Below are 21932 nucleotides of genomic sequence, written 5' to 3' on the forward strand. Positions count from 1 at the left end.
CACATGAAGGAGAAGCCGTGGGTGATCGCCGGTGGTGAGAGCGGGCCGGATGCGCGCCCGGCACATTCGGACTGTCGCGGCATAGCCCCAGGGGCGAAGCCGGACCCGTTGCCGCGAGCTGTGGCTCGTTCTCAATCAAATCTCCGCCCGCGCCAGAACGGGGCGTCGTTCCAGCGCCGCTCGCGCGCGTAGAGCTGGCCGCGCAGGCGGACGTAATCGCGAAAGCGCGCGAAGACGCGCTCCTGATAGGCGTCCAGCGGCGCCTGGCCGCGCGCGAAGAAGCCCGCGATGGCCTCGCCGGCCTCCCAGCCGTCTCCGAGCGCCTTCACGATGCCCTGCGCGGCGATGGGATCATAGGCGCTGGCCGCGTCGCCCACCGCAAGCCATTCCTGACCCGCCACGCAGCTCAGGATCGCCGAAGGCGCCAACGCGACGCGCAACGGCGCCGGCCCGCCGGCCCCGCCCCGCGCCATCCAGGCCGAGACATGGCGCGTTCGCGCCAGGGCGCGCGACCACATCGCCGCGTCGGCGAAGCGGCTCCGCTCCGCGGGCTCGACCGCCAGCGCCACGATCATCTGCGCGCGCGGGAGCTTGGCGGCATACCACCAGCCCTCCTCGCTCGCCTCCAGCAGGGCCTGCGATGGGACGGTCTGCGGCCGCGCGAGTTCGAACGGCGCGGCGATCACCGCGATGCAATCGACCTGGTTGCGCGCGACGCCCAGCCGCCGCGCGGCGCCGGCCGCGATACCGGTCGCGTCGACCAGGAATTCCGCCGCCAGCGCCGTCCCGCCGCCTGCGTCCGTGTCGAATGTGAGGTCGTAGCCTCCGTCCTCGCGCCGCGCCGCATCGCGCAGCCGATGGCCGCGCAGAAACCGGCAACCCGCATCCTCCGCCCCACGCGCCAGCATCGCGTCGAACGCCGCGCGATCGATGTGCCAGCCCTCGCCTTCGAGACCGAGGATGAAGTCGTTATAGGCGAGCGCGTCGCGGCCCCAGCTCGCGCAGCTTCCGGCCGACGGCAGATGATCCTGCGCGAGGAAGGCGTCCCGGACGCCGAGCTTGCGCAGCAACGCGCCGGCCGCAGGCGGGATCGCCTCGCCGATGCGCCATTCCGGCGCCGGCCGCATCTCGGCCACCACGATGTCGGCGACCCCATGTGCGCGCAGCGCGATCGCCGTGGCGCAGCCGGCCGTCCCGCCGCCGACGATGACGACGCGGTGCTTTCGGGCATGGACTGGCCCCGGCGCGTTCAGCGCTTCACCGGCCCCGCACCGGCGGCGGCTCGGTATAGTGCGGCACGTCGGCTTGCGGCCAGGGCGGCACGAAATCGCTGCCGGTGTCGAACGCGCTGGCGACTTCCAGGAAGATGTTCGCCGGATAGGGCGCCTTGCCCGCGGGCGGCGCGACCTGCGGTCCCTCGATGATGAAGCCGACCTTGAACCAGTTCTTCAGGTAGTCCGGATATTTCTGGAAACGGCCGGCCTGGGCGGGATAATCCGTCTCGGTGCCCGGACCGCGCACGGAATAGACCTGCTGTCCGACTGTCCAGGTCTTGGCCTTCGGATCGTAGTGGCACAGCGACACCGGATAGACCGCGAAGGGCCGCTCCGCCGGCCAGGACCAGAACAGCGTGTTGTTGCCCGCCGGATTGGGATCGGGCAGGTGCGTGCCGCAGGAATTGTAGTCGGTGAACCACGGCACCGACATGAACTTGGAGACGTCGCCCGGCTCGACCGCGTATTTCTGCAGCGGGATATAGCCGAAGGTGAGGAACGGCGTGTCCTTCGACGCCTTGCTGTAGTCCATCGGCGCTGCGTTGATGCGGAACGGGCCGCAATCCTGCTTCTGCCAATCCATGATGTAGAGATTGGCGTCGCGCACCGGGAACGACACCTCGATGCCGGGACTGTAGCGTCCGCCCAGGCAGTTCTCGAGCGTGATCCGGTCGAGCAGTTCGCCCGGACCGTGCTTCGGTCCCGGACCCGGCGCGAAGAGCTTCGCGTGCCATTGGTTCAGCAGGAAATACTGCGTCTGGCTGACCGAGAGGAAGCTCTTCTGCGCATCGCCGAGCGACAGCGGCATCATCGGCGCGCCGGTCTGGGTGTCGGCGCTGCTGCTCGGATCGCGCAGCAGGGTCTTGAAATTGGGAATCTTCGCGGTGGGATCGTCCGTCGGCTTGATCGCGCCGACCATGTCGTGGTTCTGGATCGCGACCTGCGGCAGGTTGGTGTTCCAGCGCTGCAGCATCGCGCCGTGGAACACTGGTTGGATGTCGTCCGGGAAAGACGGCTTGTAGCTCGCTTGGAATTTGCCGCCGGCGTAGAGCGCCGGGACGAGGCCCAGTTCGCGCACCCACACGTCGTAGACGTCGTCCCAGGTCGAGATGATGTTGCGGGTCTGCGGCGCATAGCCGGGATCGCCGGTGACGTACCACGCACCCTGCACCGCCGTCGTGGATTTGTCGTCGAATACCAGCACCGCGTTGACCGGTCCGTCGCCGGCATCGTCGTACCAGAGTCCGTTCTCGGTCGCCTGGTCGAGCGGATCGTCGGGCGTCTTGCCGTCCGCGCTGACCGCAGCGACCTTGCCGTAGCCGCCGCCGACGATGACGCCGCCCTTTTCGTCGACGCGGATGTCGCCGAGCGAGGTGAGCGGGCCCAGCTCCTCCACCAGCGTGTTGAACATCGACGGAAAGCTCTTGGGATAGTTCGGCACCGGCACGATGGCGCCCGTCGTGTCGGCATAGGCCGCGGGCGTGGCCGCGTCGAAGCCGATCACCGCGCCTGTGCCGCCCGAAGCCTTGATCGCGCGCGGGCCCGGATCGATGAACAGCTCGCGCAGCCTGACCGGATCGTCCTTGTTGGAGCTGCCCTTGTAGGGATCGCTCCGTAGCTCGAGCAGCGAGGGGTCCTTATAGGCGTCCATGCCGCGGAACTGGTCGCCCTTGCTGACCGTCGAGTAGTTGTTGAGCTTCTTGTTGGCGAGATGCACCGTCCACACGATATCGACGACCTTCTTGCCGTTGACTGTGCTGCCGATCGTGACCGGCGCGCCGCCGCCATTGGGATAAGTGCCCGAGGTTCCGGCGGGATAGGCATAGATGCGGAAACGCGCCGCCTGCCGTTTCACATGGCCTTGGGCGTCGCGGAAATCGTCCGCCGTGATCGCCGTGTCCTCCGTCCCCGGCTTGATCGGCAGCCCGCCCATCAACCCGCCGGGCTCGTAGGTACCGGCCGCGGTCACCGGCGCGATGTAGAAGTCCTCGCTGTAGCCGACGCGTCCGATGCCGATCGCGGGGTGCACGCGGAAGATGAGTTCGGACATGGTTCTGCTCCTGTGTCCCGAGAGATCGAGCGCCTGACGTCAGGGTTTCGCCCTGGCCTTGGGCTTCGGTTTCGTCTTCGGCGTCGGGTTGAAATAGGCGTCGATCAGCACATGGCTGATGTCGACATTCTTGCCCGGCAGCGAGGGCATCGTCGTGTTGGGCGAGGTCACCTGCACCGTGTTGTGGCAGGCGAAGCAGTTGTTCTGCGCCGACTGCGCCTGGGTGAAGGTCTCAACCGTCGCGTTCGACAACTGCGTCGAGCCGGTCAGGATCGGCGTCGTCGAGCATTGCAGCGCGCCGGGCTGGAAGGTGCAGTCGGGCTTGAGGGCGTCGGCCCGGTTGAACCAGATCGCACCGACCTCGAAATAGTTGTTCCATACGCCGGTGAGCGTCTTGTGCACGGAATCGTTCAACGTCTTGATGTTGGCGATGTTGCTCGCCGCGCCGCCGCCATAGGGGATGATGCGGCAGACCTGCGTGACGGGGCTCAGCGTCTGCGCCGCCGCGTCCAGCTTGAGCGCGCCCGCGCCGGCCGAATTGACGTTGCAGGTCTTGAACGGGGTGTTGGCGGTGTAGAACGTCCAGCTCTTGTCCGAGACGATGTCGTTCGGCGCCATCTGGTCCACCGCCTTGGGCAGGTCGGGCGCATTCTGCATCTGCTCGAAGGTCGCCCAGATCATCTCCGGATGGCCGTTCACCGTGCCGGCGACGTGGAAGCCGATCAGCGCGACCTTCACGGTCTTGGTCTTGTTGGTGACGACGATCTGGCCGTTCTTCGTCGCCAGCAGCGCGATCTTCGCTCGGCGGGTGTAGAAGCCGGATGTGTCCTCCCCCGCTTCCACGACCTTCCACGCCGCCTTCAAGGTCAGCGTGTCGACCGGAAAGCTGGTGTTGGGATCGAAGGCGCGCAGCTTGGCCGGATCGAGCAGCCCGTTCGTCTTCACGAAGGCGCCGAAGGTCTTGTCGGAATGGATCGAGTAGTAGATCGGATGACCCTGAAGATCGACCATGATCCCGTCGGGACCGGCCTGCTGCACCAGATTGAGCTCGGTCGCCTTGGCCGCGCGGCCGATCAGCGGATTGAGCACGCCGGCCGGCGTCTCGACGCCGTCCGCCGGCATGGTCTCAAAGCGCGGCTGGCCCTTCACGTCCTGGGTCAGCCACAGGAACGCGTTCCACGACCATTGATGGAAGTCGCAATTGTTCGGCGCGGACGGGAAGCCCTTCGAATTGGGCGGTCGGGTCTTGGGATGCGGAAACCATTTCTCGATGGCGAGGCAGGGCGCATCGCTCTGCGCGGCGGCCGGTCCCCAGGCCATCGCAAGGAAAGCGGCCGCGGCCGCGCAGGACAGAAGCCTCGCTCCCATATGCACCCTCCTCTATCGGGGCGCCGGGTGATACGCACATCGGCGCGGGACGCTGTCTCACGGTCCCGGGAAGCTAAGTTAACGACAAAAGTAAGTCAAATAACTCGGCGCGAATGCACAATATTCGAAAGCCATTATTCTTGATCTGTTTATGACTCGCGGGACGTATCCACATCGGCGACGCGCGCCTCCGACGAAGCCCAAGGCGGATCGGTTGCCGCGGGTTGCGCCCCGCCCCCCGTTGATTGCTGTCCTCCCCGCGCCCACATGGTATTCTCCCACCTGCCCCATTCACGGAGACCCTCATGACCGACCAGACCGAACGTGCCGTCCTTGCCGGCGGATGCTTCTGGGGGATGCAGGACCTGATCCGCCGCATGCCGGGCGTGATCTCCACCCGGGTCGGCTATTCGGGCGGCGACGTGCCCAACGCGACCTACCGCAACCACGGCAGCCATGCCGAAGCCATCGAGATCGTCTTCGATCCCGCCAAACTCAGCTTCCGCAAGCTGCTGGAATTCTTCTTCCAGATCCATGACCCCACGACCCTCAACCGCCAGGGCAACGACCTCGGCATGAGCTACCGCTCGGGCATCTACACCACGTCGGAGGAGCAGAAGGCGGTGGCGCTCGACACCATCGCCGATGTCGACGCCTCGGGCCTGTGGCCCGGCAAGGTGGTGACCGAGGTCAAGCCCGCCGGCCCCTTCTGGCAGGCTGAGCCGGAGCACCAGGACTATCTGGAGCGCATCCCCAACGGCTACACCTGCCACTTCGCCCGCCCCAACTGGATCCTGCCAAAACGCAGCCAGCAGGCGGCGGAGTAAACGCAGCACCATTGTCATCCCCGGCGAGCTTCATGCGCATTGCGCATGAAGCGAGGGACCCCGTAGCGACAGCGTACGGGGACCCAGGCGGCAAATACCGTGACGGTGTTGGCCGCCTGGGTCCCCTTCCCTCGCGCTCGCTATCGCTCGCGCTCGCCGGGGATGACAATGGCGAATCTACTCCCGGCAGGCCTCGTCCATCCCCGCTCTGTGCTCGCACTTGGTCGCGGGATCGGCGCCGGGCGGCACCTGCACGATCGTGGTCTGGACGTCCGCCCCGCGCGTCAGCGTCAGATACACCGGGCAGCGCTCGGCGACCGCCAGCAGCCGCGCCGTCTGCGCCGCGTCCAGCGCGCCTTCGAACGAGATCTCCCGCGTGAACACGTCGCGCGCCGCCAGCGCCGCGCGGTGATGCGTGACCTTCACCCGCACATGCGCCAGCGGATATTTCTTCTGCTCGGCATAGAGCCGCACCGTCATCGCCGAACAGGCGCCCAGCGCCGCGCTGAGCAGGTCGTAGGGATTGGGTCCCGTGCCCAGGCCGCCGGCCTCGGTGGGCTCGTCGACCAGGAAGCTCGCCGAATGCGCCGTCACCTTGACCTGGAAGCGCCCCGCGCCCGTCTCCTCGACCAGGATCGCCTCGCCGTCCTTGTCCGCCGCGCCGCTCATGCCTGCCTCCCGTCCGCTTTGCCGCCCGGTGTGAGCCGGCCCGCGGAGGCGGTCAAGCCGCCGCTTTGACAGGGCCGGGCCGCCGGTTCATGTGTGGCGCGTGAAACCGCTCCTCGCCGCCCTGTCGGGCCAAGCCCTGCCCCGCCCGCCCGTCTGGCTGATGCGCCAGGCCGGCCGCTACCTGCCCGAATACCGCGCCCTGCGCGCCGATGCGAAGAGCTTCATCGACTTCTGCCTGAATCCCGAGCTCGCGACCGAGGTCACGCTGCAGCCCGTCCGCCGCTTCGGCATGGACGGCGCCATCCTGTTCGCCGACATCCTCCTGATCCCGCACGCGCTGGGCCAGACCGTCGGCTTCTTCGAGGGCGAAGGGCCGCGCCTCGAGCCCATCCGCGACGCCGCCGCGCTGGCCCGGCTGTCGGAAGATCGCGCCGCCGAGATCCTCGCGCCCGTCATGCAGACCATCAGGCGCGTCCGCGCCGTCCTGCCCGCCGACGTGACGCTGATCGGTTTCGCCGGGGCGCCCTGGACCGTCGCGACCTACATGATCGAGGGCCAGGGCAAGACCGACTACGAGAATTGCCGCCGCATGATGTGGCAGGAGCCGGCCCTGTTCGCTGCGCTGATCGACAAGCTGGTCGATGCCACCGCGTCCTACCTGATCGCCCAGGCCGATGCCGGCGCCGAGGCGCTGCAGATCTTCGACACCTGGGCCGGGAGCGTGCCCGCGCCGCTGTTCGAGACCGCCGTCATCGGACCCACCGCCCGCATCGTGGCGGCCGTGAAGGCCCGCCATCCCGCCCTGCCGATCATCGGCTTCCCGCGCGCCGCCGCCTCGCATCTGGCGGCCTATGCGCAGCGCACCGGCGTCGATGCGGTCGGCGTCGACCATTTCACCGGCCTCGCCTTCGCGCGGCACGCGGCGGGCGACCGGATCGCCCTGCAGGGCAATCTCGATCCCCTGCTGCTGCTCGCGGGCGGCGACGCGATGGAGCGCGACGCACGCCGCATCCTCGGCGCGATGAAGGGACGGCCCTTCATCTTCAACCTCGGCCACGGCGTGCTTCAGCCGACCCCGCCCGATCACGTCGCGCGGCTGGTGGATATCGTGAAGGGCGTCTAGTTGCCCTGCGCGAGCACCGACACGTCGTTCCACGCTTCCCACTCGCCGAGCCGCTGCGCATATTCGATGCGGATCATCTTCAGGCCGGCATCGCCGAAGAAGACGCGCAGCGGCGGCGCCTCGGCGTCGACGATCTTGAACAGCGCCGCGGCCGTCGCCTTGGGATCGCCCGGCTTGGATGCGGTGCGGATGCCCGACAGCGACGCCCGCGCCGCGTCATAGGCCGCAAGCGGCTGGGCGCGGTGCGCCGAGGTCGTGCCCCATTCGGTCGCGAAGCCGCCCGGCTCCACGATCGTCACCTTGATGCCCAGCTCCTTTACCTCGGCGGCCAGCGCCTGGCTGAAGCCCTCGAGACCCCATTTCGACGCGTGGTAGAGCCCCACCGTGGGCACCGCCCAGACGCCGCCGATGGACGAAATCTGGATGATGTGCCCCGATTTCTGCGCCCGCATGATGGGCAGCACCGCCTGCGTCACCCACAGCGCCCCGAACAGGTTGGTCTCGAGCTGGGCCCGGGCTTCGTCCTCGCTCACCTCTTCGATGGCGCCGAACAGGCCGTAGCCCGCATTGTTGATCGCGATGTCGATCCGCCCGAAGCGCTTATGCGCCGCCGCCACCGCCGCGAAGGCCGCCGCGCGGTCGCCGACGTCGAGCTTCACCGGCATCAGCCGGTCGCCGTATTTCGCCGCCAGCGCGTCGAGCGCGCCGATATTGCGCGCCGCCGCCGCGACCTTGTCGCCGCGGGCCAGCGCGGCCTCCGCCCAGACATAACCGAATCCCTTGGACGCCCCGGTGATGAACCAAACCTTGTCGGACATGCTGTTTGCCTCCATATAGGAAGCGGAGGACGCTCCGCTTCGCAGGATATATACGGAGGGTCCTCCGTTTTACAAGAGGCCGACCGTGTCGCACGCCGACAATTCCCGCAATCCCCGCGCCGACGCCCAGCGCAACCGCGAGCGCCTGCTCGCCGCCGCGCTCGATCTGTTCGCCGCCTCGAATGGCGAGGTCACCTTGTCGGCGGTCGCCGAGCGCGCCGGCGTCGGGATCGGCACGCTCTATCGGCACTTCCCGACCCGCGACGCACTGGTCGAGGCGGTCTATCGCCACGAGGTCGAACGCCTTGCGCAAGACGCCGACCGGCTTCTCGCCGAGTTGCCGCCCGATGCCGCGCTGGAGGAATGGCTGCGGCGCTATTCCGCTCTGATCGTCACCAAGCGCGGCCTCAAGGAAGCGCTGCAATCGATCTTCGAGCCGGGTTCGGAGACTTCGAACTATTCGCGCGACCGCCTCGCGGACGCCGCCGCGCTTCTCGTCGCGGCGGCGGCGCGCAGCGGCGCGATCCGCGAGGACGCCGATCCGCAGGACGTGCTGCTCGCCGTCGCCGCCAGCACCTGGTCCTTCGCGGGCGACGGCGATTGGCAGTCCCGCGCCGCCCGGGTGCTGCGGCTGGTGATGGACGGCCTGCGTTACCGCCCGCCGCGCTGAGCCGCTACTGCACGTCGTCGAACGCAGCCTGCCGCAGCGCCCCGCGCCCCTCGCCCTCGCGCGGCACCAGCTTGCGGTAAAGATGCCAGGTCGCGTGGCCGAGCACCGGCAGCACCACGATCAGTCCGGTGAACAGGGGCAGCGAGCCGAGCACCAGGCCCGCCGCCACCGTCAGGCCCCACAGCGCCGCGACCGCCGGGTTCAGCACCACGGCGCGCACCGAGGTGCGGATCGCGGTGTCCAGGCCGACGTCGCGGTCGAGCAGCAGCGGGAACGACACCAGGCTGATCGCCATCGCCAGCAGGGCGAAGAGGAAGCCGGCGCCGACGCCCACGACGATCATCACGTGGCCGCCCGGCGAATAGAACACGTCCTGGAAGAACTGCCGCAGCGAGACGATCGGCTCGGTCCCGAACTTCCAGGCATAGATCTCCCACGCCGTGCCGAGCCAGATGAGGAACAGCGCGATCAGCGTCCCGCCCAGCACCGCGATCGCGCCGATCGCCGGCGCCCTGAAGACGTCGAACGCATTGGTCCAGTTCGCCGCGACGCCCTGCTCGCGCAGCCGGCTCATCTCATAGAGCCCGACCGCCGCGAACGGCCCGACGATCGCGAAGCCCGACGCCAGCGGGAAGAGCAGCGGCAGCAGGTCCATGCCGAATGCCGCCCGCGCCAGCACCGCGCCGACCACCGCATAGACCACGCCGACGAACAGCACGTCGCTGCGATAGGCCTCGAAATCGGCGAAGCCCTCGGCCAGCGCCGCGCGCAGATCCGCCACGCCGATCTTCGCCACCCGAGGCATGGGCGAGTGGATGGTGTCCTGGATGTGATGCAGCGAGCTGCCCGCCGCGCCGAGGGCATGCGCCGCCTGCGCCAGCTGCGCGCCGCCCCATTCGATGGGATTTTTGATAGTTGTCATGAGCGATCTCCCGAACGTTGTTGTTCGAGGGCTCGTGGATCGCATGGCCTGGCGGCCTACACCTGCCGTCGGTCACGGCAACCCCGCAACCTTCGATATGGGAGGCACCCTATACCTCTTGCCTTTGCCCGCACAGCGGGAATCGGCTCCTCCACAGCGCAGCGGGGGAGGTGGATCGGCCGCGCAGCGGACGAGACGGAGGGGGCGGGCCTACTCCGCCGCGACCGAAACGACCCGGCCCTGGTCCTTGAAATTGATCGCCTGGAGGTAGCGGATACCCTCCTCCGCGATGTCGTCGCCGACCATGCGGCTGCCCTCGGCCTGGAGCTCGTCCATGTCGATATAGGTCGCGTAGAAGCCGCGCGTCCGCGCGGTGATCAGGCCGGCATTGAGGAGGGTTTTGATCAGCACGCGGAAGATGTTGGTCTCGCTCCGGAAACGTTTCTTCGGGTCGCGGCTCTTGCGGCGTTCCATGATGTCGGCGACGACGCGCTGCGGATCCAGGTCGAACTTGCCGAAGATCACCGCCATCTGGTCGGGCGAGCCCTGGTTGAACAGCAGCGACTGGGCGCAATGCGCGGCCCAATCCTCGACCATGTTGCGCTCGCTTTCGCTGAGCTTCGGGATGGTCTTGTCGGCCCAGATCTTCCCGAATTTGTGATGGAAGGCTTCGTCGGTCATCACCAGCTGGAACAGCTTGCGGGCGAGCGGGTCGCGGTTGTGCTTGTAGCCGTTGGCGAAGGCGCCCATCGCGAGGCCCTCGACCAGCATCTGCATGCCGATGATCTTCTTGTAGACTAGCGGACTGTCGATGATCTCGACCAGCAGCGCCTTGAGCGCGGTGCCGCAGGGCGTCGGGCGGCCCCAGCGGGCCCTGATGTATTTCGCGAAGGCGGTGACGTGGCGCGCCTCCTCGCGCGTCTGGTTGGCGGCGTATTCCTGCGCCCCCTGGTCCTTCAGGACATGGCAGAGCGAGGCCGAGAGATTCAGCGCGCCCTGCTCGCCATGCAGGATGCCGGAGAAATTCCACAGCTGCATGTAGTTGATGAAGCGGATGCGGTCCTTGGGATCGCTGAGCTTTTCGGCGATATAGGGAAGGCGCAGGAAGGGCTGCTGCTCTTCGGGCAGCATGGCCTCGTTCTCGAGGTCGAAAGGCTCGTCGAAATCGATGTATTTCTTGTCCAGCGGATCCCAGAAATGGTCATGGGTGGCGCTGATGATCTTGTCGAAAGCGGTCGAGCGCTGCTCGTAGCGGTCGAGCTCGATCATCGACTCGAAATCGTCCGGCGCCACGGCGCCGTACATCTGGTCTTTGGTGATGTTCGTGTCGGTCATCAGGTCCTCCCGAAGCGATGCAGTATGCCCGTCCAGCCACTCCGCTGTCATCCCCGGCCGAACGCCGCGCAGCGGCGCGAGGGGAAGGGGACCCAGGTAGGAAGTGCCGTCACGGTGTCCCCCACCTGGGTCCCCTTCCCCTCGCTACGCTCGGCCGGGGATGACAGCGGAGTTTCAAATAAGCGCATGGCTGCCCGTCAGCATTAGCTTATGAAACCGCTCGCCCATGCGCCGATAGCCCGCCGCGTTGGGGTGCAGCTCTCCGGCAGGTCGGCCCGGTCGGCGCACGCCGGACGGCGCGCTGGCCACCCAGCGGGCGAAGGGATCGTAGAACGGCGCCTCGGCCGCTGGATAGCGCAACGGCTGGAGACGTGCGGGCCATGACAAGTCAAGGGTGGATCACACGCGCTTCGGGATCACCACGTGGAGGTGTTCATAGCCCTTCACGAACGTGGAGTAGGTCCGCTTGGGCTCGGCGACCTGCTCGATCACCGGGAAGCGCTTGAAGATCTCTTCCCAGATGATCTGGAGCTGCAATTCCGCCAGCCGGTTGCCGACGCAGCGGTGGATGCCGAAGCCGAAGGAGATGTGGCGGCGCGGGTTCTCGCGGTCGACGATGTAGTCGTTGGGCCGCTCTATCACCTCGTCGTCGCGGTTGCCCGAGACGTACCACATGACGACCTTGTCGCCCTTCTTGATCTGCTTGCCCTGGAATTCGAAGTCCTGCGTCGCGGTGCGGCGCATATGGGCGAGCGGCGTCTGCCAGCGAATGGTCTCCGACACCATCGATGGGATCAGCGATGGGTTCTCGCGCAGCTTCTGATATTGGTCGGGATTCTGATTGAGCGCCAGGACCGAGCCGGTGATCGTGTTGCGCGTCGTGTCGTTGCCGCCGACGGTGAGCAGCACGACGTTGCCGAAATATTCCCGCGGGGACATGTCGCGAGTCGCCGGGTTGTGCGCCAGCATCGAGATCAGGTCGCCCTTCGTCTCGGTCGCGTTGACGCGCTCATTCCACAGATTGGTGAAATAGGCGTGGTATTCCTGGAACACCGCCATTTTCTGCTCGAAGGTGTCGATCAGGCCATGCCCCGGCACGGCGGTCACGACGTCGGACCAGTAAGTGAGCTTGCGCCGGTCCGCGAACGGGAAATCGAACAGCGTCGCCAGCGTCATGGTGGTCAGCTCGATGGAGACCTTGTCGACCCAGTCGAACGGCTCGCCGATCGGCAGATCGTCGAGGATCTTGCCGGCGCGCTCGCGGATGATCGGGCCCAGCACCTGCAAATTCGCGGGGCTGACGACAGGCGTCACCACCTTGCGCTGGATGTCGTGGCGCGGCGGGTCCATCGCGATGAACATGGGCAGCGGCTCGAAATTCGCCTGGCCGCCGCCGATGGTGATGCCGCCATAGGTGAAGTCGGAGGAAAACACCTGGTGGTTCGTGTCCACCGCCATGATGTCGTTGTACTTGGTGATCGACCAGTAGGGGCCGAACTCGCTGTCCGCCGTGTAGTGGACCGGGTCTTCCTTCCGCAGGCGCTCGAAGTAAGGCCACATGGTATCGGTCTGGAACAGGATGCCCTGCGCCGGATTGAGCTCGGCGAGCGGCAGCGCGTAAGCCGCGTCGCGGGCGGATTTCATGTCGGGCTTCACGGCGATGTTCATCGGCGCTTCCTTTTTTGAAGGTCTTTCAGCTTGAGTTGAATCACCTGTCAGCGTCATGGCCGGCCTTGTGCCGGCCACCCAGGAACACCCCTGCAGCAGTTGCGATCATGGGTCGCCGGCACAAGGCCGGCGATGACGGCGGCGGGTGTTTCAAAACAGCTCCTCTAGTGCTGGCTCTCGGGCATGCGCACGACGAGCCCGTCCAATTCCTTGGTCACCTTGATCTGGCAGGACAGCCGGCTCGTCGGCTGAACCTCCGGCGCGAAGTCGAGCATGGTCTCTTCCATGTCGGTCTTGGGCGGGATCTTCGCCGCGAAGGCCGGATCGTCGACATAGACGTGGCAGGTCGCGCAGGCGCAGGCGCCGCCGCAATCGGCGTCGATCCCCGGCAGCATGTTCTTCACGGCGCCTTCCATGACGGACCAGCCCTCCGGAACCTCGATCTCGTGTTCCTTGCCGTTGTGCTCGATGTATTTGATCTTGGGCATGTCCGTCCGTTTTTGTGATGCTGTCCGTGCCGCGCATCCTTCGAGGCTTCGCTGCGCGAAGCACCTCAGGATGACGCTTTCATTTCAATTCTCGTCACCCTGAGGTGCAGCGCGGGCTTCGTGAGAAGCCCGCGATGCCTCGAAGGGTGCAGCGCTACTCCGCCGCGATCCGGATCGCGGCCGCGTTGGAGCGGTCCTTGAAGTTGATCTCCTGCAGGTACTTGATGCCTTCCTCGGCGATGTCGTCGCCGACCATGCGGTCGCCCTCGGCCACCAGCTCTTCCATGTCGACATAGGTCGCATAGAAGGCACGGGTACGGTCGGTGATCAGGCCCGCCTTGAGCAGCGTCTTGATCAGCACGCGGAAGATGTTGGTGCTCTCCTTCATCCGCTCGCGCTGCTTGGCGTCGGCGCGCAGCGCGATCAGCCCTTCCATCACCTTGGCGGGATCGAGGCCGAACTCGTTGAACATCTCGGCCTGCTGTTGCGGCGAACCCATGTTCATGATCAGCGACTGGAAGCAGTGCGCCGCCCAGTCCTCGACGATGTTGCGTTCTTCTTCCGACATCTTCGGGATCGTCTTGTCGGCCCAGATCTTCCCGAATTTGTGGTGGAAGGCCTCGTCCGTCATCACGAGCTGGAACAGCTTCTTGGCCAGCGGGTCGCGGTTGAACTTGTAGCCGGCCGCGAAGGCGCCCATGGCGAGGCCCTCGACCAGCATCTGCATGCCGATGATCTTCTTATAGACCTCCGGCGCCGCGATGATGTCGACCAGGAGCGCCTTCAGCACCGAGCCGCAGGGCCGCGGCCGTCCCCAGCGCGCCTTGACATACTTCGCAAACGCCGTGACGTGGCGGGCTTCCTCGCGCGTCTGGTTGGCGGCGTATTCCTGCGCCCCCTGGTCCTTCAGGACGTGGCAGAGCGACGCCGACAGATTCAGCGCGCCCTGCTCGCCATGCAGGATCGAGGAGAAATTCCACAGCGTCATCTCATTGATGAACTTGGCGACCTGGCCGGTCTTCTCCAGGTGGTCTTTCACATAGGGGATCTGCAGCGCGAAGATCTGGTCTTCCGGCTGCATCGCCTGGGTCATGTCCCACGGCTCGTCGAAGTCGATGTACTTCTTGTCGAGCGGATCCCAGAAATGGTCGTGCGTCGCGCTGATGATCTTGTCGAAGGCGGTGGAGCGCTTCTCATAGCGGTCGAGCTCGATCATCGACTCGAAATCGTCCGGCGCCACCGCGTCGTACATGATGTCCTTGGTGATGTTCCCGTCTGCCATGTCCCGTTCCTCCGTCCAGCGTTGCTTTAATGGTCCACCAGCGACTGCAACAAAGCCGCGGTGCGTTCGATGAAGGTTTCGCGCTCGGCGCCGGCCAGCGCCTCGTCGCGGATCAGCCGCTCGACCAGGAGGCCGATGAAGATCGAGGCGAGCAGCCGCGCCCGCGCCTCGACCTCGGCGCCGCCGATCCACTCGCGGATCGGGCCCATGAAGCGCTCCTGCACCGCCGCGTTGAGCTGCGACGCGGTCGCCGGATTGGTCGCGGCCTGGAGCAGGAATTCGAAGGCATGGGTGCGCTCGACATGCTGGTGCGCATGGCCCGCCATCATCTCGGCGACCGCGCGCCCGAAGGTGGCGCGCTCCCAGTGCGAGATCGCGTCGGGCGCGATGGAATCCTTGAGCGCGGCGGCGAACAGCCCGTCCTTGCCGCCGAAATAGCGGTTGATCAGCGCCGCGTCGGCCCCGGCCTCGGCCGCGATGTCGCGCAGGAAGGCCCCGTCATAGCCCGACCGGGCGAAGCATTTCTTGGCCGCCGCCAGGATGGCGGCGCGGGTCGCTTCCGCATCGCGCTTGCGCGCAGGCGTGCGTTCGGGAGCAAGGGTCGTGGCGTTTGTCATTCTGGGATGACATCGTGGCGACGTCCGGAACCGATGTCAACGGGAAATGACTTGGCGCGCTGGCGGACCTGCCGCGGCTGATCGCGGCGGCGCCGGTGGGGAAGGATGTCAAATAGCTGTCATCCCCGGCCGAGCGATGCGACAGCATCGCGAGGGGAAGGGGACCCAGGCGCCAAACACCGTGACGGTATCTCCCACCTGGGTCCCCTTCCCCTCGCACTCGCTTCGCTCGCGCTCGGCCGGGGATGACAACGGTGCCTTGAACGAAGGCGGTCGAACGCCTTCTTGCTACCGCCCGGTGAGTACCGCCTCCCAAATGCGCCGCGGTCTACCGAACCGTTTCCTTCTCCCTCGGCGCCGAGACGCGGCGCGGCTTGCTCTCGGCCTTGGGCTTGGGCAGAAGCCGGAAACGCGTCTGGCACCAGGCGAATTCAACGCCGACATCCAGCAGCGCATCGGAACGCCCGCAGGGGCAGGCATACGCCATGACCTCGACCACACGGTAGGTCTCTCCGGCCACCAGAGGCACCGGCCGGCCGGTGACATGGTTCGGGGCGGCATTGACGCACAGAACCAAATCGCCAGGGCCGAGAGCGTCGCTCATAGCTTCCTTCCCGTCTTCCTCGCCCGTCCCCGAAAGCGATACGTCAATACACCACCACGCTGCGGATCGACTTGCCCTCTTCCATCAGCGTGAACGCGTCGTTGATCTGCTCCAGCCCCATCACATGCGTGATCATCGGATCGATCTGGATCAGGCCCTGCATGTACCAATCGACGATCTTGGGCGTATCGGTGCGGCCGCGCGCCCCGCCGAACGCCGTGCCGCGCCACACCCGTCCCGTCACCAGCTGGAACGGCCGCGTCGAAATCTCCGTCCCCGCCGGCGCGACGCCGATGATGGTGCTCTCGCCCCAGCCGCGATGGCAGGCCTCGAGCGCCTGGCGCATCACCGTGACGTTGCCGGTGCAGTCGAAGGTGTAGTCCGCCCCGCCATCGGTCAGCGCCACCAGATGCGCCACGAGATCGCCGTCGATGGTCTTCGGGTTCACGAAATGCGTCATGCCGAAGCGGCGGCCCCATTCTTCGCGCCCCGGGTTGAGATCGACGCCCACGATCATCTGCGCCCCGACGAGCTTGAGCCCCTGCAGCACGTTGAGCCCGATGCCGCCCAGCCCGAACACGATCGCGTTCGAGCCCGGCTTGACCTTGGCGGTGTTGATCACCGCGCCGACACCGGTCGTCACCCCACACCCGCAATAACAAGCTTTGTCGAACGGCGCGTCCGCGCGGATCTTCGCCACCGCGATCTCCGGCAGCACGGTGAAGTTCGAGAAGGTCGAGCAGCCCATGTAGTGGAAGATCGGCTGTCCCCGATAGGAGAAGCGCGACGTCCCGTCCGGCATCAGCCCCTTGCCCTGGGTGGCGCGGATCGCGGTGCACAGATTGGTCTTGCCCGACAGGCAGGATTTGCACTGCCGGCATTCGGGCGTGTAGAGCGGAATCACGTGATCGCCCGGCTTGACGCTGGTCACGCCCGCCCCGACCTCGCGCACGATGCCGGCGCCTTCATGGCCGAGGATCGAGGGGAACAGCCCCTCGGAATCGAGCCCCGACAGCGTGTACTGGTCGGTGTGGCAGATGCCGGTGGCCTTGATCTCCACCAGCACCTCGCCGGGCTTGGGCCCTTCGAGGTCCAGCTCCACGATCTCCAGCTTCTTCTTCGCCTCGAAGGCGACGGCGGCACGCGTTTTCAAGCGATCTCTCCCGGGACGTTCAGCGTAAGGCGACGCGGCTTCCTAGCGCGGCGCCGCGATATTGCAAGCGGACCGCCGCATCTGTCGCTGAATTCAGGTAACGAAAGCCGCGCCCATGCGTTAACGGCGCGACAAAGAGGGAACTCCCGCCATGCATCTCACATCCGTCACTATCCAGCCGCTGATCGCGCTGATTTTCGGCGTCCTCATTCTCCTGATGCCACGCATTTTGAACTACCTGATCGCGATCTACCTGATCCTGGTCGGAATCACCGGCCTCGGCCTGCTCACCCGCTTCACCGGCTGACGGCAACTTTCGCCGCGCCCGGCCGTTTCCACTGTCCAAGGCGGGTGCGTCTGCGTGCTTGCCAAGAACGGAGGACACCCATGTCCGTCACACCCGACAAGAAGACCCCCGAGACGAAAAAGCAGAAGCTGGACCAGAAGGTCGATCAGCAGATGGAGGACACCTTCCCCGCCTCCGACCCGCCGAGCTTCTCGGGCGGCAAGCACATCGTCGGCGCCCCGGTCGAGCGCGAAAGCGACTCGCCGACGCCGGACACGCACGCCGTGAAGGAAGCCGAGAAGAAGGTGAAGACCGGCGATGCGGCCGTGCCGCACACCTACTGAGCCAGACCGATTTTCGGACGAGGCCCTCTTCCAACCCCCGGAAGGGGGCCTTTTCTTTTATGCAGGCCATGGTGAATTCCGCTTCACCGTCCGGAGACCGTCATGAATCGCATCTATGTCCCCAGCACCGGCGCCGAGTCGTGGAAGCCCTTCCTCCCCGAGCCGGAGCGGCAATGGAAGACCGGCTATTCCGCGCGCACCCTGGCGCATAGCTGGGAAGCGGCCGACGGCCTGCCGCCCGAGATCGCCGAACGCTTCGCGGCGACGCCGGGCTTCAAGGCCGTGCCCGAATTGCTGATCGCCATCCCCGAGCACAAGGTGCCGCTGCCCGGCGGCACGACGGAAAGCCAGAACGATGTCTTCGCGCTGCTGCGCTGCGGCGACCGCACCATCGCGATGGCGGTCGAGGGCAAGGTGGCCGAGCCGTTCGGCCAGACGGTCGGCGACTGGCGCCGCGGCGCCTCGGAGGGCAAGCAGGCGCGGCTGCGCTATCTCTGCGGCGCGCTGGGCATCGACTATCCGCCGCCCGATCACCTCTTCTACCAGCTCTTCCACCGCGCCGGCTCGGCGATCATCGAAGCGGGCCGCTTCAAGACCGATGCCGCGGTGATGATCGTCCACTCCTTCTCGCCGCACCGCCACTGGTTCGAGGAATACGCCGCCTTCGTCTCGCTGCTCGGCGGCGCGGTCTCGGAAGACGCGCTGAGCCAGATCCTGCTGCCCTCCGGCATGCCCTTCTACACCGGCTGGGTCTGCGGCGACGCGCAGTTCCTGGAGCGCTGAGTTCACCTCCCCGCAAGGGGAAGGTGAAGACGTCTATTCCGCCGCCTTCGCGCCTGCCGCCCGGCCGCGCGCGATGCGCTCTTCCGCCATGCGGTCGGCGATCGTGCTGGTCGGCTCGCCGTCGCGCGCCGCGCGGCTGAAGATCGCGCCCAGCGTGTCGGCGATGCCCAGCACCCGGCGCTCGACCTCGGCGTCGCTCCAGTCCTCGATCTGTGCCGCGACGCGGATGATCCCGCCGCCATTGATCACGTAGTCCGGCGCATAGAGGATCTCGCGGTCGCGCAGCATCGCGCCGTGATGGTCGCGCGCCAGCTGGTTGTTCGCGCCGCCCGCCACCACCCGCGCGGAGAGCCGCGGGATCGTCTGGTCGTTGAGGATCGCGCCCAGCGCATTGGGCGAGAGCACGTCGCACTCCACCGTCACGATCTGGTCCGGCGTCGCCGCCACCGCGCCCAGCGTCTCGACCGCCTCGCGCACCGCGGTCATATTGGTGTCGGCCACGATCAGCCGCGCCCCTTCGGCCTGCAGGCGCTTCGCGACGCCCATGCCGACCTTGCCCAGCCCCTGGATCGCGACCCGCAAGCCCTTCGTCGTGTCGGTGCCGAGCCGGTGCTTCACCGCGGCCTTCAGTCCCGCGAACACCCCCAGCGCGGTCGCCGGACCGCTGTCGCCGCCCGCCCGGCCCGGCTGGTCGTAGCCCGCGATGTGCGGCGTGCCCCGCGCGATCACCGGCATGTCGGCCGGCACCACGCCGACATCCATCGCCGTGATGTAGCGGCCGCCCAGCGCGTTGATCGCCTCGGCATAGGCGGCGAATTTCGCCTCCGACTTGTCGGTCGCCGGATTGCCGAGGATCACCGCCTTGCCGCCGCCCAGCGGCAGGTCGGCGATGGCGTTCTTGTAGCTCATGCCTTTGGACAGGCGCAGCGCGTCGGTCAGCGCCGCGTCGCCGCTCGCATAGGGATACATCCGCGTCCCGCCGCAGGCCGGGCCGAGCGCGGTCGAGTGGATCGCGATGATCGCGCGCAGCCCCGTCTGCTTGTCGTCGAAGAAGGCGACCGTCTCGTGATGGTCGAAATCGGCGGAATCGAACACGTTCATGGCGGTCGCGCTTTCGTCGGCAAGGAAGTTGCGCGACCTTAGCCTTTGCGCGCGGCAATTGGCTTGCGTTTTTCGCGCCGCAGGCCGCATGACCGGTGCGGGCATGCCGCGGCGCGCGCAACAAAAATCACCCGGGGAAATGCTTTACAGCGCCGGTTCCGCGTTCTCTATTCCCGCCATGCCGAACCTCGACACGCTGCGCGCCAAGCACCCCGAAATCCGCCCCGATTTCACCATCGACCAGCATTGGGAGCGCTACGGCGCCGCCGAGCATGGCGTCTGGAAGACGCTGTTCGACCGTCAGGCGAAGGTCCTGCCCGGCCGCGCCTGCGACGAGTTCCTGCAGGGACTGGACAAGCTCGACCTCGTCGCCGACCGCATCCCCGATTTCGCGCGCCTCTCGGACGGCCTTCAGAAGCTCACCGGCTGGCGCGTCGTCGCGGTGCCCTCGCTGGTGCCGGACGAGATCTTCTTCGACCATCTGGCCAATCGCCGCTTCCCCGCGGGGCAGTTCATCCGCCGCCCCGACCAGCTCGACTACATCGAGGAGCCCGACGTTTTCCACGACGTGTTCGGCCATGTCCCGATGCTCGCCCATCCGGTCTTCGCCGATTACATGGAGGCCTACGGCAAGGGCGGCGTGCGCGCCCTCAACGAATTCTCGGCGCTGAAGAACCTCGCGCGGCTCTATTGGTACACGGTCGAGTTCGGCCTGATCCAGGGCCGCGACGGCCTGCGCATCTACGGCTCCGGCATCGTCTCGAGCCGCGCCGAAACCGTCTATGCGGTCGAGAGCCCCTCGCCCAACCGCATCGCCTTCGACCTAGAGCGCGTGATGCGCACCGAATACCGGATCGACGATTTCCAGGAGAGCTACTTCGTCATCGACTCCTTCGACGCGCTGTTCCAGGAGACCTACAAGGATTTCGCGGCGCTCTACACCAAGCTGCAGAGCGGCCCGACCCACAAGCCCGGCGACATCCTGCAAGCCGACCGCCTGCACACCCGCGGCACCCACACCTATGTCGGCGGCACCCACGCGGCGTAAGGCGGCTGTCATCCCGCAACGCCCTTGTCATCCCCGGCTGAGCGACGCGCCGCCAGCGCAGACTCACACGTGTCATCCCCGGCTGAGCGACGCGTCAGCGTCGCGAAGGGAAGGGGACCCAGGTGGTCGAGCGCTACGAAATGCGGTGGGTTCGCGCTATTCTCGAAAGATGAAGGAGCATGTCTATTACGTCTACATTCTCGCGAGCCGTCGAAACGGCACGCTCTATGTCGGTGTTTCGAACGACGTCATGCGAAGGACCTGGGAGCATAAGAACGACCTCATAAAGGGCTTCACGAAGAAGTATGGGGTGCACATTCTGGTCTGGTACGAGGTCCATGAGGATATCAGCGTCGCGATCGCTCGCGAGAAACGCCTGAAGCGCTGGAATAGAGCGTGGAAGGTGAAACTTATCGAACAGCATAATTCCGGCTGGAACGATATATACGATCGCTTGATGGGTGAGATCGCGCTGCCGGATATGCCTGGGTCCCCTTCCCTTCGCGACGCTGGCGCGTCGCTCAGCCGGGGATGACACGTGCGTTGCACTGGCAGCGCGTCGCTCTGCCGGGGATGACAACCGTCGCCCCCAATCGACTCCCCTCCCGATTTCCGCCATCCTCCCGACGCGGCCTTTTTACGAGGACACACGCGACATGCGCCCGGTCTCTCTTGCCTTCGCACTCGCCCTGGCCGCCGCCGCGCCGGCGCTCGCCGCGCCGGCCCGCATCCCGGCGGCGCAATCCGCCGCGCATGTCGGCCAGACGGTGACGGTGGTCGGCGTGCTCTCCGGCGTGCATGTGACCGGCGGCGGCAGCGTGTTGTGGAATGTCGGCGGCGCCTATCCCGGCAATCCCATCACGATCTTCATCCCGCTGCGCGTGAGCGGCATCCCCGACGGCCATGCGCTGATCGGCAAGACACTGGCAATCACCGGCACGATCACCCGCTACCACGACAAGCCGGAGATCGTGATCAAGGACAAGGCGCAGGTCGCGGTCGCGCGGTAGGGCCCTGTGCCCTACCCCTGATACGCCGCCTGCAGCGCCGCGATGTCGAACTTGACCATCTTGAGCATCGCCTGCGCGACGCGGCCGGCGCGCGCCCGGTCGCCGTCCGCCATCATCTCCGGAAAAACGCGCGGCACGATCTGCCAGCAGAGGCCGTAGCGGTCGCGGATCCAGCCGCATTGCTCCGCCGTCCCGCCATGCGCCAGGATCGCGGCCCACAGCCGGTCGATCTCCGCCTGGTCGTCGCAGGCAATCACGAACGACACCGCATGGTTGAAGGGATCGAGCGGCCCCGCGCCGATCGCCTGGAAGGGCTGCCCCGCCAGGGTGAAGCGCACCATCGTCACCGACCCCGCCGGCCCGCTCGGACTGTCGCTGGGCAGCGTGTCGACGCTGTCGATCCGCGAATCCGGCAGCAGCGAAACATAGAACCGCGCCGCCGCCTCGGCGTCGCGGGCGTACCAGAGATGGGGAATGATCTTGGTCATGACG

24 protein-coding genes are annotated in these 21932 nt (G+C 66.7%); 9 read left to right on the top strand and 15 right to left on the bottom strand.

Annotated features, from left to right (window positions below):
- Positions 1-131: 131 nt before the first annotated feature.
- From WDM91_07760 to WDM91_07770, 3 genes are read right to left on the bottom strand one after another with little or no spacing between them, the layout of a single operon-like run.
- A complete protein-coding gene (locus WDM91_07760) occupies positions 132-1328 on the bottom strand; it encodes an NAD(P)/FAD-dependent oxidoreductase (GenBank protein ID MEI9994473.1) in 1197 nt (398 codons plus the stop codon).
- Positions 1258-3324, bottom strand: coding sequence for a LodA/GoxA family CTQ-dependent oxidase (locus tag WDM91_07765; protein MEI9994474.1), 2067 nt, complete (start codon positions 3322-3324; stop codon positions 1258-1260). Before WDM91_07765 ends, WDM91_07760 begins: the two co-directional genes overlap by 71 nt.
- Positions 3325-3363: 39 nt before the next feature.
- A complete protein-coding gene (locus WDM91_07770) occupies positions 3364-4692 on the bottom strand; it encodes a hypothetical protein (protein MEI9994475.1) in 1329 nt (442 codons plus the stop codon).
- A gap of 305 nt (positions 4693-4997) precedes the next feature.
- Here WDM91_07770 and msrA point away from each other — a divergent pair, with 305 nt between their 5' ends.
- Positions 4998-5519: a peptide-methionine (S)-S-oxide reductase MsrA gene (gene msrA, locus WDM91_07775; GenBank protein ID MEI9994476.1), complete on the top strand. Its 522-nt coding sequence runs from the start codon at positions 4998-5000 to the stop codon at positions 5517-5519.
- A gap of 177 nt (positions 5520-5696) precedes the next feature.
- Here msrA and WDM91_07780 read toward each other — a convergent pair whose 3' ends face one another.
- Positions 5697-6188, bottom strand: a complete 492-nt coding sequence (locus tag WDM91_07780) for an OsmC family protein (GenBank protein ID MEI9994477.1) — start codon at positions 6186-6188, stop codon at positions 5697-5699.
- Positions 6189-6288: 100 nt separating this feature from the next.
- Between WDM91_07780 and hemE the strand changes: the two genes are divergently transcribed.
- Entirely contained in the window at positions 6289-7311 is a 1023-nt protein-coding gene (hemE, locus tag WDM91_07785; GenBank protein ID MEI9994478.1) for a uroporphyrinogen decarboxylase, read from the top strand.
- Here hemE and WDM91_07790 read toward each other — a convergent pair.
- Complete coding sequence (locus WDM91_07790; protein MEI9994479.1) at positions 7308-8129, bottom strand: SDR family NAD(P)-dependent oxidoreductase; 822 nt, start codon at positions 8127-8129, stop codon at positions 7308-7310. The genes hemE and WDM91_07790 overlap by 4 nt on opposite strands.
- An 85-nt stretch (positions 8130-8214) precedes the next feature.
- Between WDM91_07790 and WDM91_07795 the strand changes: the two genes are divergently transcribed.
- Positions 8215-8799 carry a helix-turn-helix domain-containing protein gene (locus WDM91_07795; protein MEI9994480.1) on the top strand — a complete coding sequence of 195 codons (585 nt, stop codon included), beginning with the start codon at positions 8215-8217 and terminating at the stop codon, positions 8797-8799.
- A gap of 4 nt (positions 8800-8803) precedes the next feature.
- Here WDM91_07795 and WDM91_07800 read toward each other — a convergent pair whose 3' ends face one another.
- From WDM91_07800 to WDM91_07835, 8 genes are all read right to left on the bottom strand, one after another.
- A complete protein-coding gene (locus WDM91_07800) occupies positions 8804-9721 on the bottom strand; it encodes a DUF2189 domain-containing protein (GenBank protein ID MEI9994481.1) in 918 nt (305 codons plus the stop codon).
- Positions 9722-9931: 210 nt separating this feature from the next.
- Entirely contained in the window at positions 9932-11056 is a 1125-nt protein-coding gene (locus WDM91_07805) for a diiron oxygenase (GenBank protein MEI9994482.1), read from the bottom strand.
- Between the two features lie 399 nt (positions 11057-11455).
- Positions 11456-12724 carry a cytochrome P450 gene (locus WDM91_07810; GenBank protein MEI9994483.1) on the bottom strand — a complete coding sequence of 423 codons (1269 nt, stop codon included), beginning with the start codon at positions 12722-12724 and terminating at the stop codon, positions 11456-11458.
- A gap of 164 nt (positions 12725-12888) precedes the next feature.
- A complete protein-coding gene (locus tag WDM91_07815; GenBank protein ID MEI9994484.1) occupies positions 12889-13212 on the bottom strand; it encodes a 2Fe-2S iron-sulfur cluster-binding protein in 324 nt (107 codons plus the stop codon).
- A 154-nt stretch (positions 13213-13366) separates the two neighbouring features.
- Positions 13367-14494, bottom strand: a complete 1128-nt coding sequence (locus WDM91_07820) for a ferritin-like domain-containing protein (protein ID MEI9994485.1) — start codon at positions 14492-14494, stop codon at positions 13367-13369.
- A 26-nt stretch (positions 14495-14520) separates the two neighbouring features.
- Entirely contained in the window at positions 14521-15111 is a 591-nt protein-coding gene (locus tag WDM91_07825) for a TetR family transcriptional regulator (protein ID MEI9994486.1), read from the bottom strand.
- A gap of 328 nt (positions 15112-15439) precedes the next feature.
- Positions 15440-15715, bottom strand: coding sequence for a hypothetical protein (locus WDM91_07830; GenBank protein MEI9994487.1), 276 nt, complete (start codon positions 15713-15715; stop codon positions 15440-15442).
- Positions 15716-15758: 43 nt separating this feature from the next.
- Positions 15759-16868 carry an S-(hydroxymethyl)glutathione dehydrogenase/class III alcohol dehydrogenase gene (locus WDM91_07835; protein ID MEI9994488.1) on the bottom strand — a complete coding sequence of 370 codons (1110 nt, stop codon included), beginning with the start codon at positions 16866-16868 and terminating at the stop codon, positions 15759-15761.
- 151 nt (positions 16869-17019) lie between these two features.
- Between WDM91_07835 and WDM91_07840 the strand changes: the two genes are divergently transcribed.
- From WDM91_07840 to WDM91_07850, 3 genes are all read left to right on the top strand, one after another.
- On the top strand, positions 17020-17175 hold the full coding sequence (locus tag WDM91_07840; GenBank protein MEI9994489.1) for a DUF3096 domain-containing protein: 156 nt from the start codon (positions 17020-17022) through the stop codon (positions 17173-17175).
- Positions 17176-17255: 80 nt separating this feature from the next.
- Positions 17256-17498 (top strand): hypothetical protein, encoded by a 243-nt coding sequence (locus WDM91_07845; protein ID MEI9994490.1) that lies wholly within the window; start codon positions 17256-17258, stop codon positions 17496-17498.
- A gap of 102 nt (positions 17499-17600) precedes the next feature.
- Positions 17601-18281, top strand: a complete 681-nt coding sequence (locus tag WDM91_07850; protein ID MEI9994491.1) for a hypothetical protein — start codon at positions 17601-17603, stop codon at positions 18279-18281.
- Between the two features lie 33 nt (positions 18282-18314).
- On the opposite strand, the gene WDM91_07855 is transcribed toward WDM91_07850, so the two are convergent.
- A complete protein-coding gene (locus tag WDM91_07855) occupies positions 18315-19382 on the bottom strand; it encodes a Glu/Leu/Phe/Val dehydrogenase dimerization domain-containing protein (GenBank protein ID MEI9994492.1) in 1068 nt (355 codons plus the stop codon).
- 139 nt (positions 19383-19521) lie between these two features.
- Here WDM91_07855 and phhA point away from each other — a divergent pair, with 139 nt between their 5' ends.
- The 3 genes from phhA (at position 19522) to WDM91_07870 (ending at position 21440) form a co-directional block, all read left to right on the top strand.
- Positions 19522-20430 carry a phenylalanine 4-monooxygenase gene (phhA, locus tag WDM91_07860; protein MEI9994493.1) on the top strand — a complete coding sequence of 303 codons (909 nt, stop codon included), beginning with the start codon at positions 19522-19524 and terminating at the stop codon, positions 20428-20430.
- Between the two features lie 145 nt (positions 20431-20575).
- Positions 20576-20965 carry a GIY-YIG nuclease family protein gene (locus tag WDM91_07865; GenBank protein MEI9994494.1) on the top strand — a complete coding sequence of 130 codons (390 nt, stop codon included), beginning with the start codon at positions 20576-20578 and terminating at the stop codon, positions 20963-20965.
- Positions 20966-21086: 121 nt separating this feature from the next.
- The gene (locus tag WDM91_07870; GenBank protein ID MEI9994495.1) at positions 21087-21440 is read left to right on the top strand and encodes a hypothetical protein; all 354 of its coding nucleotides are present in this window, start codon (positions 21087-21089) and stop codon (positions 21438-21440) included.
- A gap of 11 nt (positions 21441-21451) precedes the next feature.
- On the opposite strand, the gene WDM91_07875 is transcribed toward WDM91_07870, so the two are convergent.
- A complete protein-coding gene (locus WDM91_07875) occupies positions 21452-21928 on the bottom strand; it encodes a VOC family protein (protein ID MEI9994496.1) in 477 nt (158 codons plus the stop codon).
- Between the last annotated feature and the right edge of the window lie 4 nt (positions 21929-21932).

The sequence above is a fragment of the Rhizomicrobium sp. genome, assembly GCA_037200385.1.
Lineage (GTDB): Bacteria > Pseudomonadota > Alphaproteobacteria > Micropepsales > Micropepsaceae > Rhizomicrobium.

What these genes read in the sequence shown, in the direction of transcription:
- WDM91_07765 (MEI9994474.1), bottom strand. Translation starts at nt 3,324, where the DNA reads ATGTCCGAACTCATCTTCCGCGTGCACCCCGCGATCGGCATCGGACGC.
- WDM91_07770 (MEI9994475.1), bottom strand. Translation starts at nt 4,692, where the DNA reads ATGGGAGCGAGGCTTCTGTCCTGCGCGGCCGCGGCCGCTTTCCTTGCG.
- msrA (MEI9994476.1), top strand. Translation starts at nt 4,998, where the DNA reads ATGACCGACCAGACCGAACGTGCCGTCCTTGCCGGCGGATGCTTCTGG.
- WDM91_07780 (MEI9994477.1), bottom strand. Translation starts at nt 6,188, where the DNA reads ATGAGCGGCGCGGCGGACAAGGACGGCGAGGCGATCCTGGTCGAGGAG.
- WDM91_07790 (MEI9994479.1), bottom strand. Translation starts at nt 8,129, where the DNA reads ATGTCCGACAAGGTTTGGTTCATCACCGGGGCGTCCAAGGGATTCGGT.
- WDM91_07800 (MEI9994481.1), bottom strand. Translation starts at nt 9,721, where the DNA reads ATGACAACTATCAAAAATCCCATCGAATGGGGCGGCGCGCAGCTGGCG.
- WDM91_07805 (MEI9994482.1), bottom strand. Translation starts at nt 11,056, where the DNA reads ATGACCGACACGAACATCACCAAAGACCAGATGTACGGCGCCGTGGCG.
- WDM91_07810 (MEI9994483.1), bottom strand. Translation starts at nt 12,724, where the DNA reads ATGAACATCGCCGTGAAGCCCGACATGAAATCCGCCCGCGACGCGGCT.
- WDM91_07815 (MEI9994484.1), bottom strand. Translation starts at nt 13,212, where the DNA reads ATGCCCAAGATCAAATACATCGAGCACAACGGCAAGGAACACGAGATC.
- WDM91_07820 (MEI9994485.1), bottom strand. Translation starts at nt 14,494, where the DNA reads ATGGCAGACGGGAACATCACCAAGGACATCATGTACGACGCGGTGGCG.
- WDM91_07825 (MEI9994486.1), bottom strand. Translation starts at nt 15,111, where the DNA reads ATGACAAACGCCACGACCCTTGCTCCCGAACGCACGCCTGCGCGCAAG.
- WDM91_07830 (MEI9994487.1), bottom strand. Translation starts at nt 15,715, where the DNA reads ATGAGCGACGCTCTCGGCCCTGGCGATTTGGTTCTGTGCGTCAATGCC.
- WDM91_07840 (MEI9994489.1), top strand. Translation starts at nt 17,020, where the DNA reads ATGCATCTCACATCCGTCACTATCCAGCCGCTGATCGCGCTGATTTTC.
- WDM91_07845 (MEI9994490.1), top strand. Translation starts at nt 17,256, where the DNA reads ATGTCCGTCACACCCGACAAGAAGACCCCCGAGACGAAAAAGCAGAAG.
- WDM91_07850 (MEI9994491.1), top strand. Translation starts at nt 17,601, where the DNA reads ATGAATCGCATCTATGTCCCCAGCACCGGCGCCGAGTCGTGGAAGCCC.
- WDM91_07855 (MEI9994492.1), bottom strand. Translation starts at nt 19,382, where the DNA reads ATGAACGTGTTCGATTCCGCCGATTTCGACCATCACGAGACGGTCGCC.
- phhA (MEI9994493.1), top strand. Translation starts at nt 19,522, where the DNA reads ATGCTTTACAGCGCCGGTTCCGCGTTCTCTATTCCCGCCATGCCGAAC.
- WDM91_07870 (MEI9994495.1), top strand. Translation starts at nt 21,087, where the DNA reads ATGCGCCCGGTCTCTCTTGCCTTCGCACTCGCCCTGGCCGCCGCCGCG.
- WDM91_07875 (MEI9994496.1), bottom strand. Translation starts at nt 21,928, where the DNA reads ATGACCAAGATCATTCCCCATCTCTGGTACGCCCGCGACGCCGAGGCG.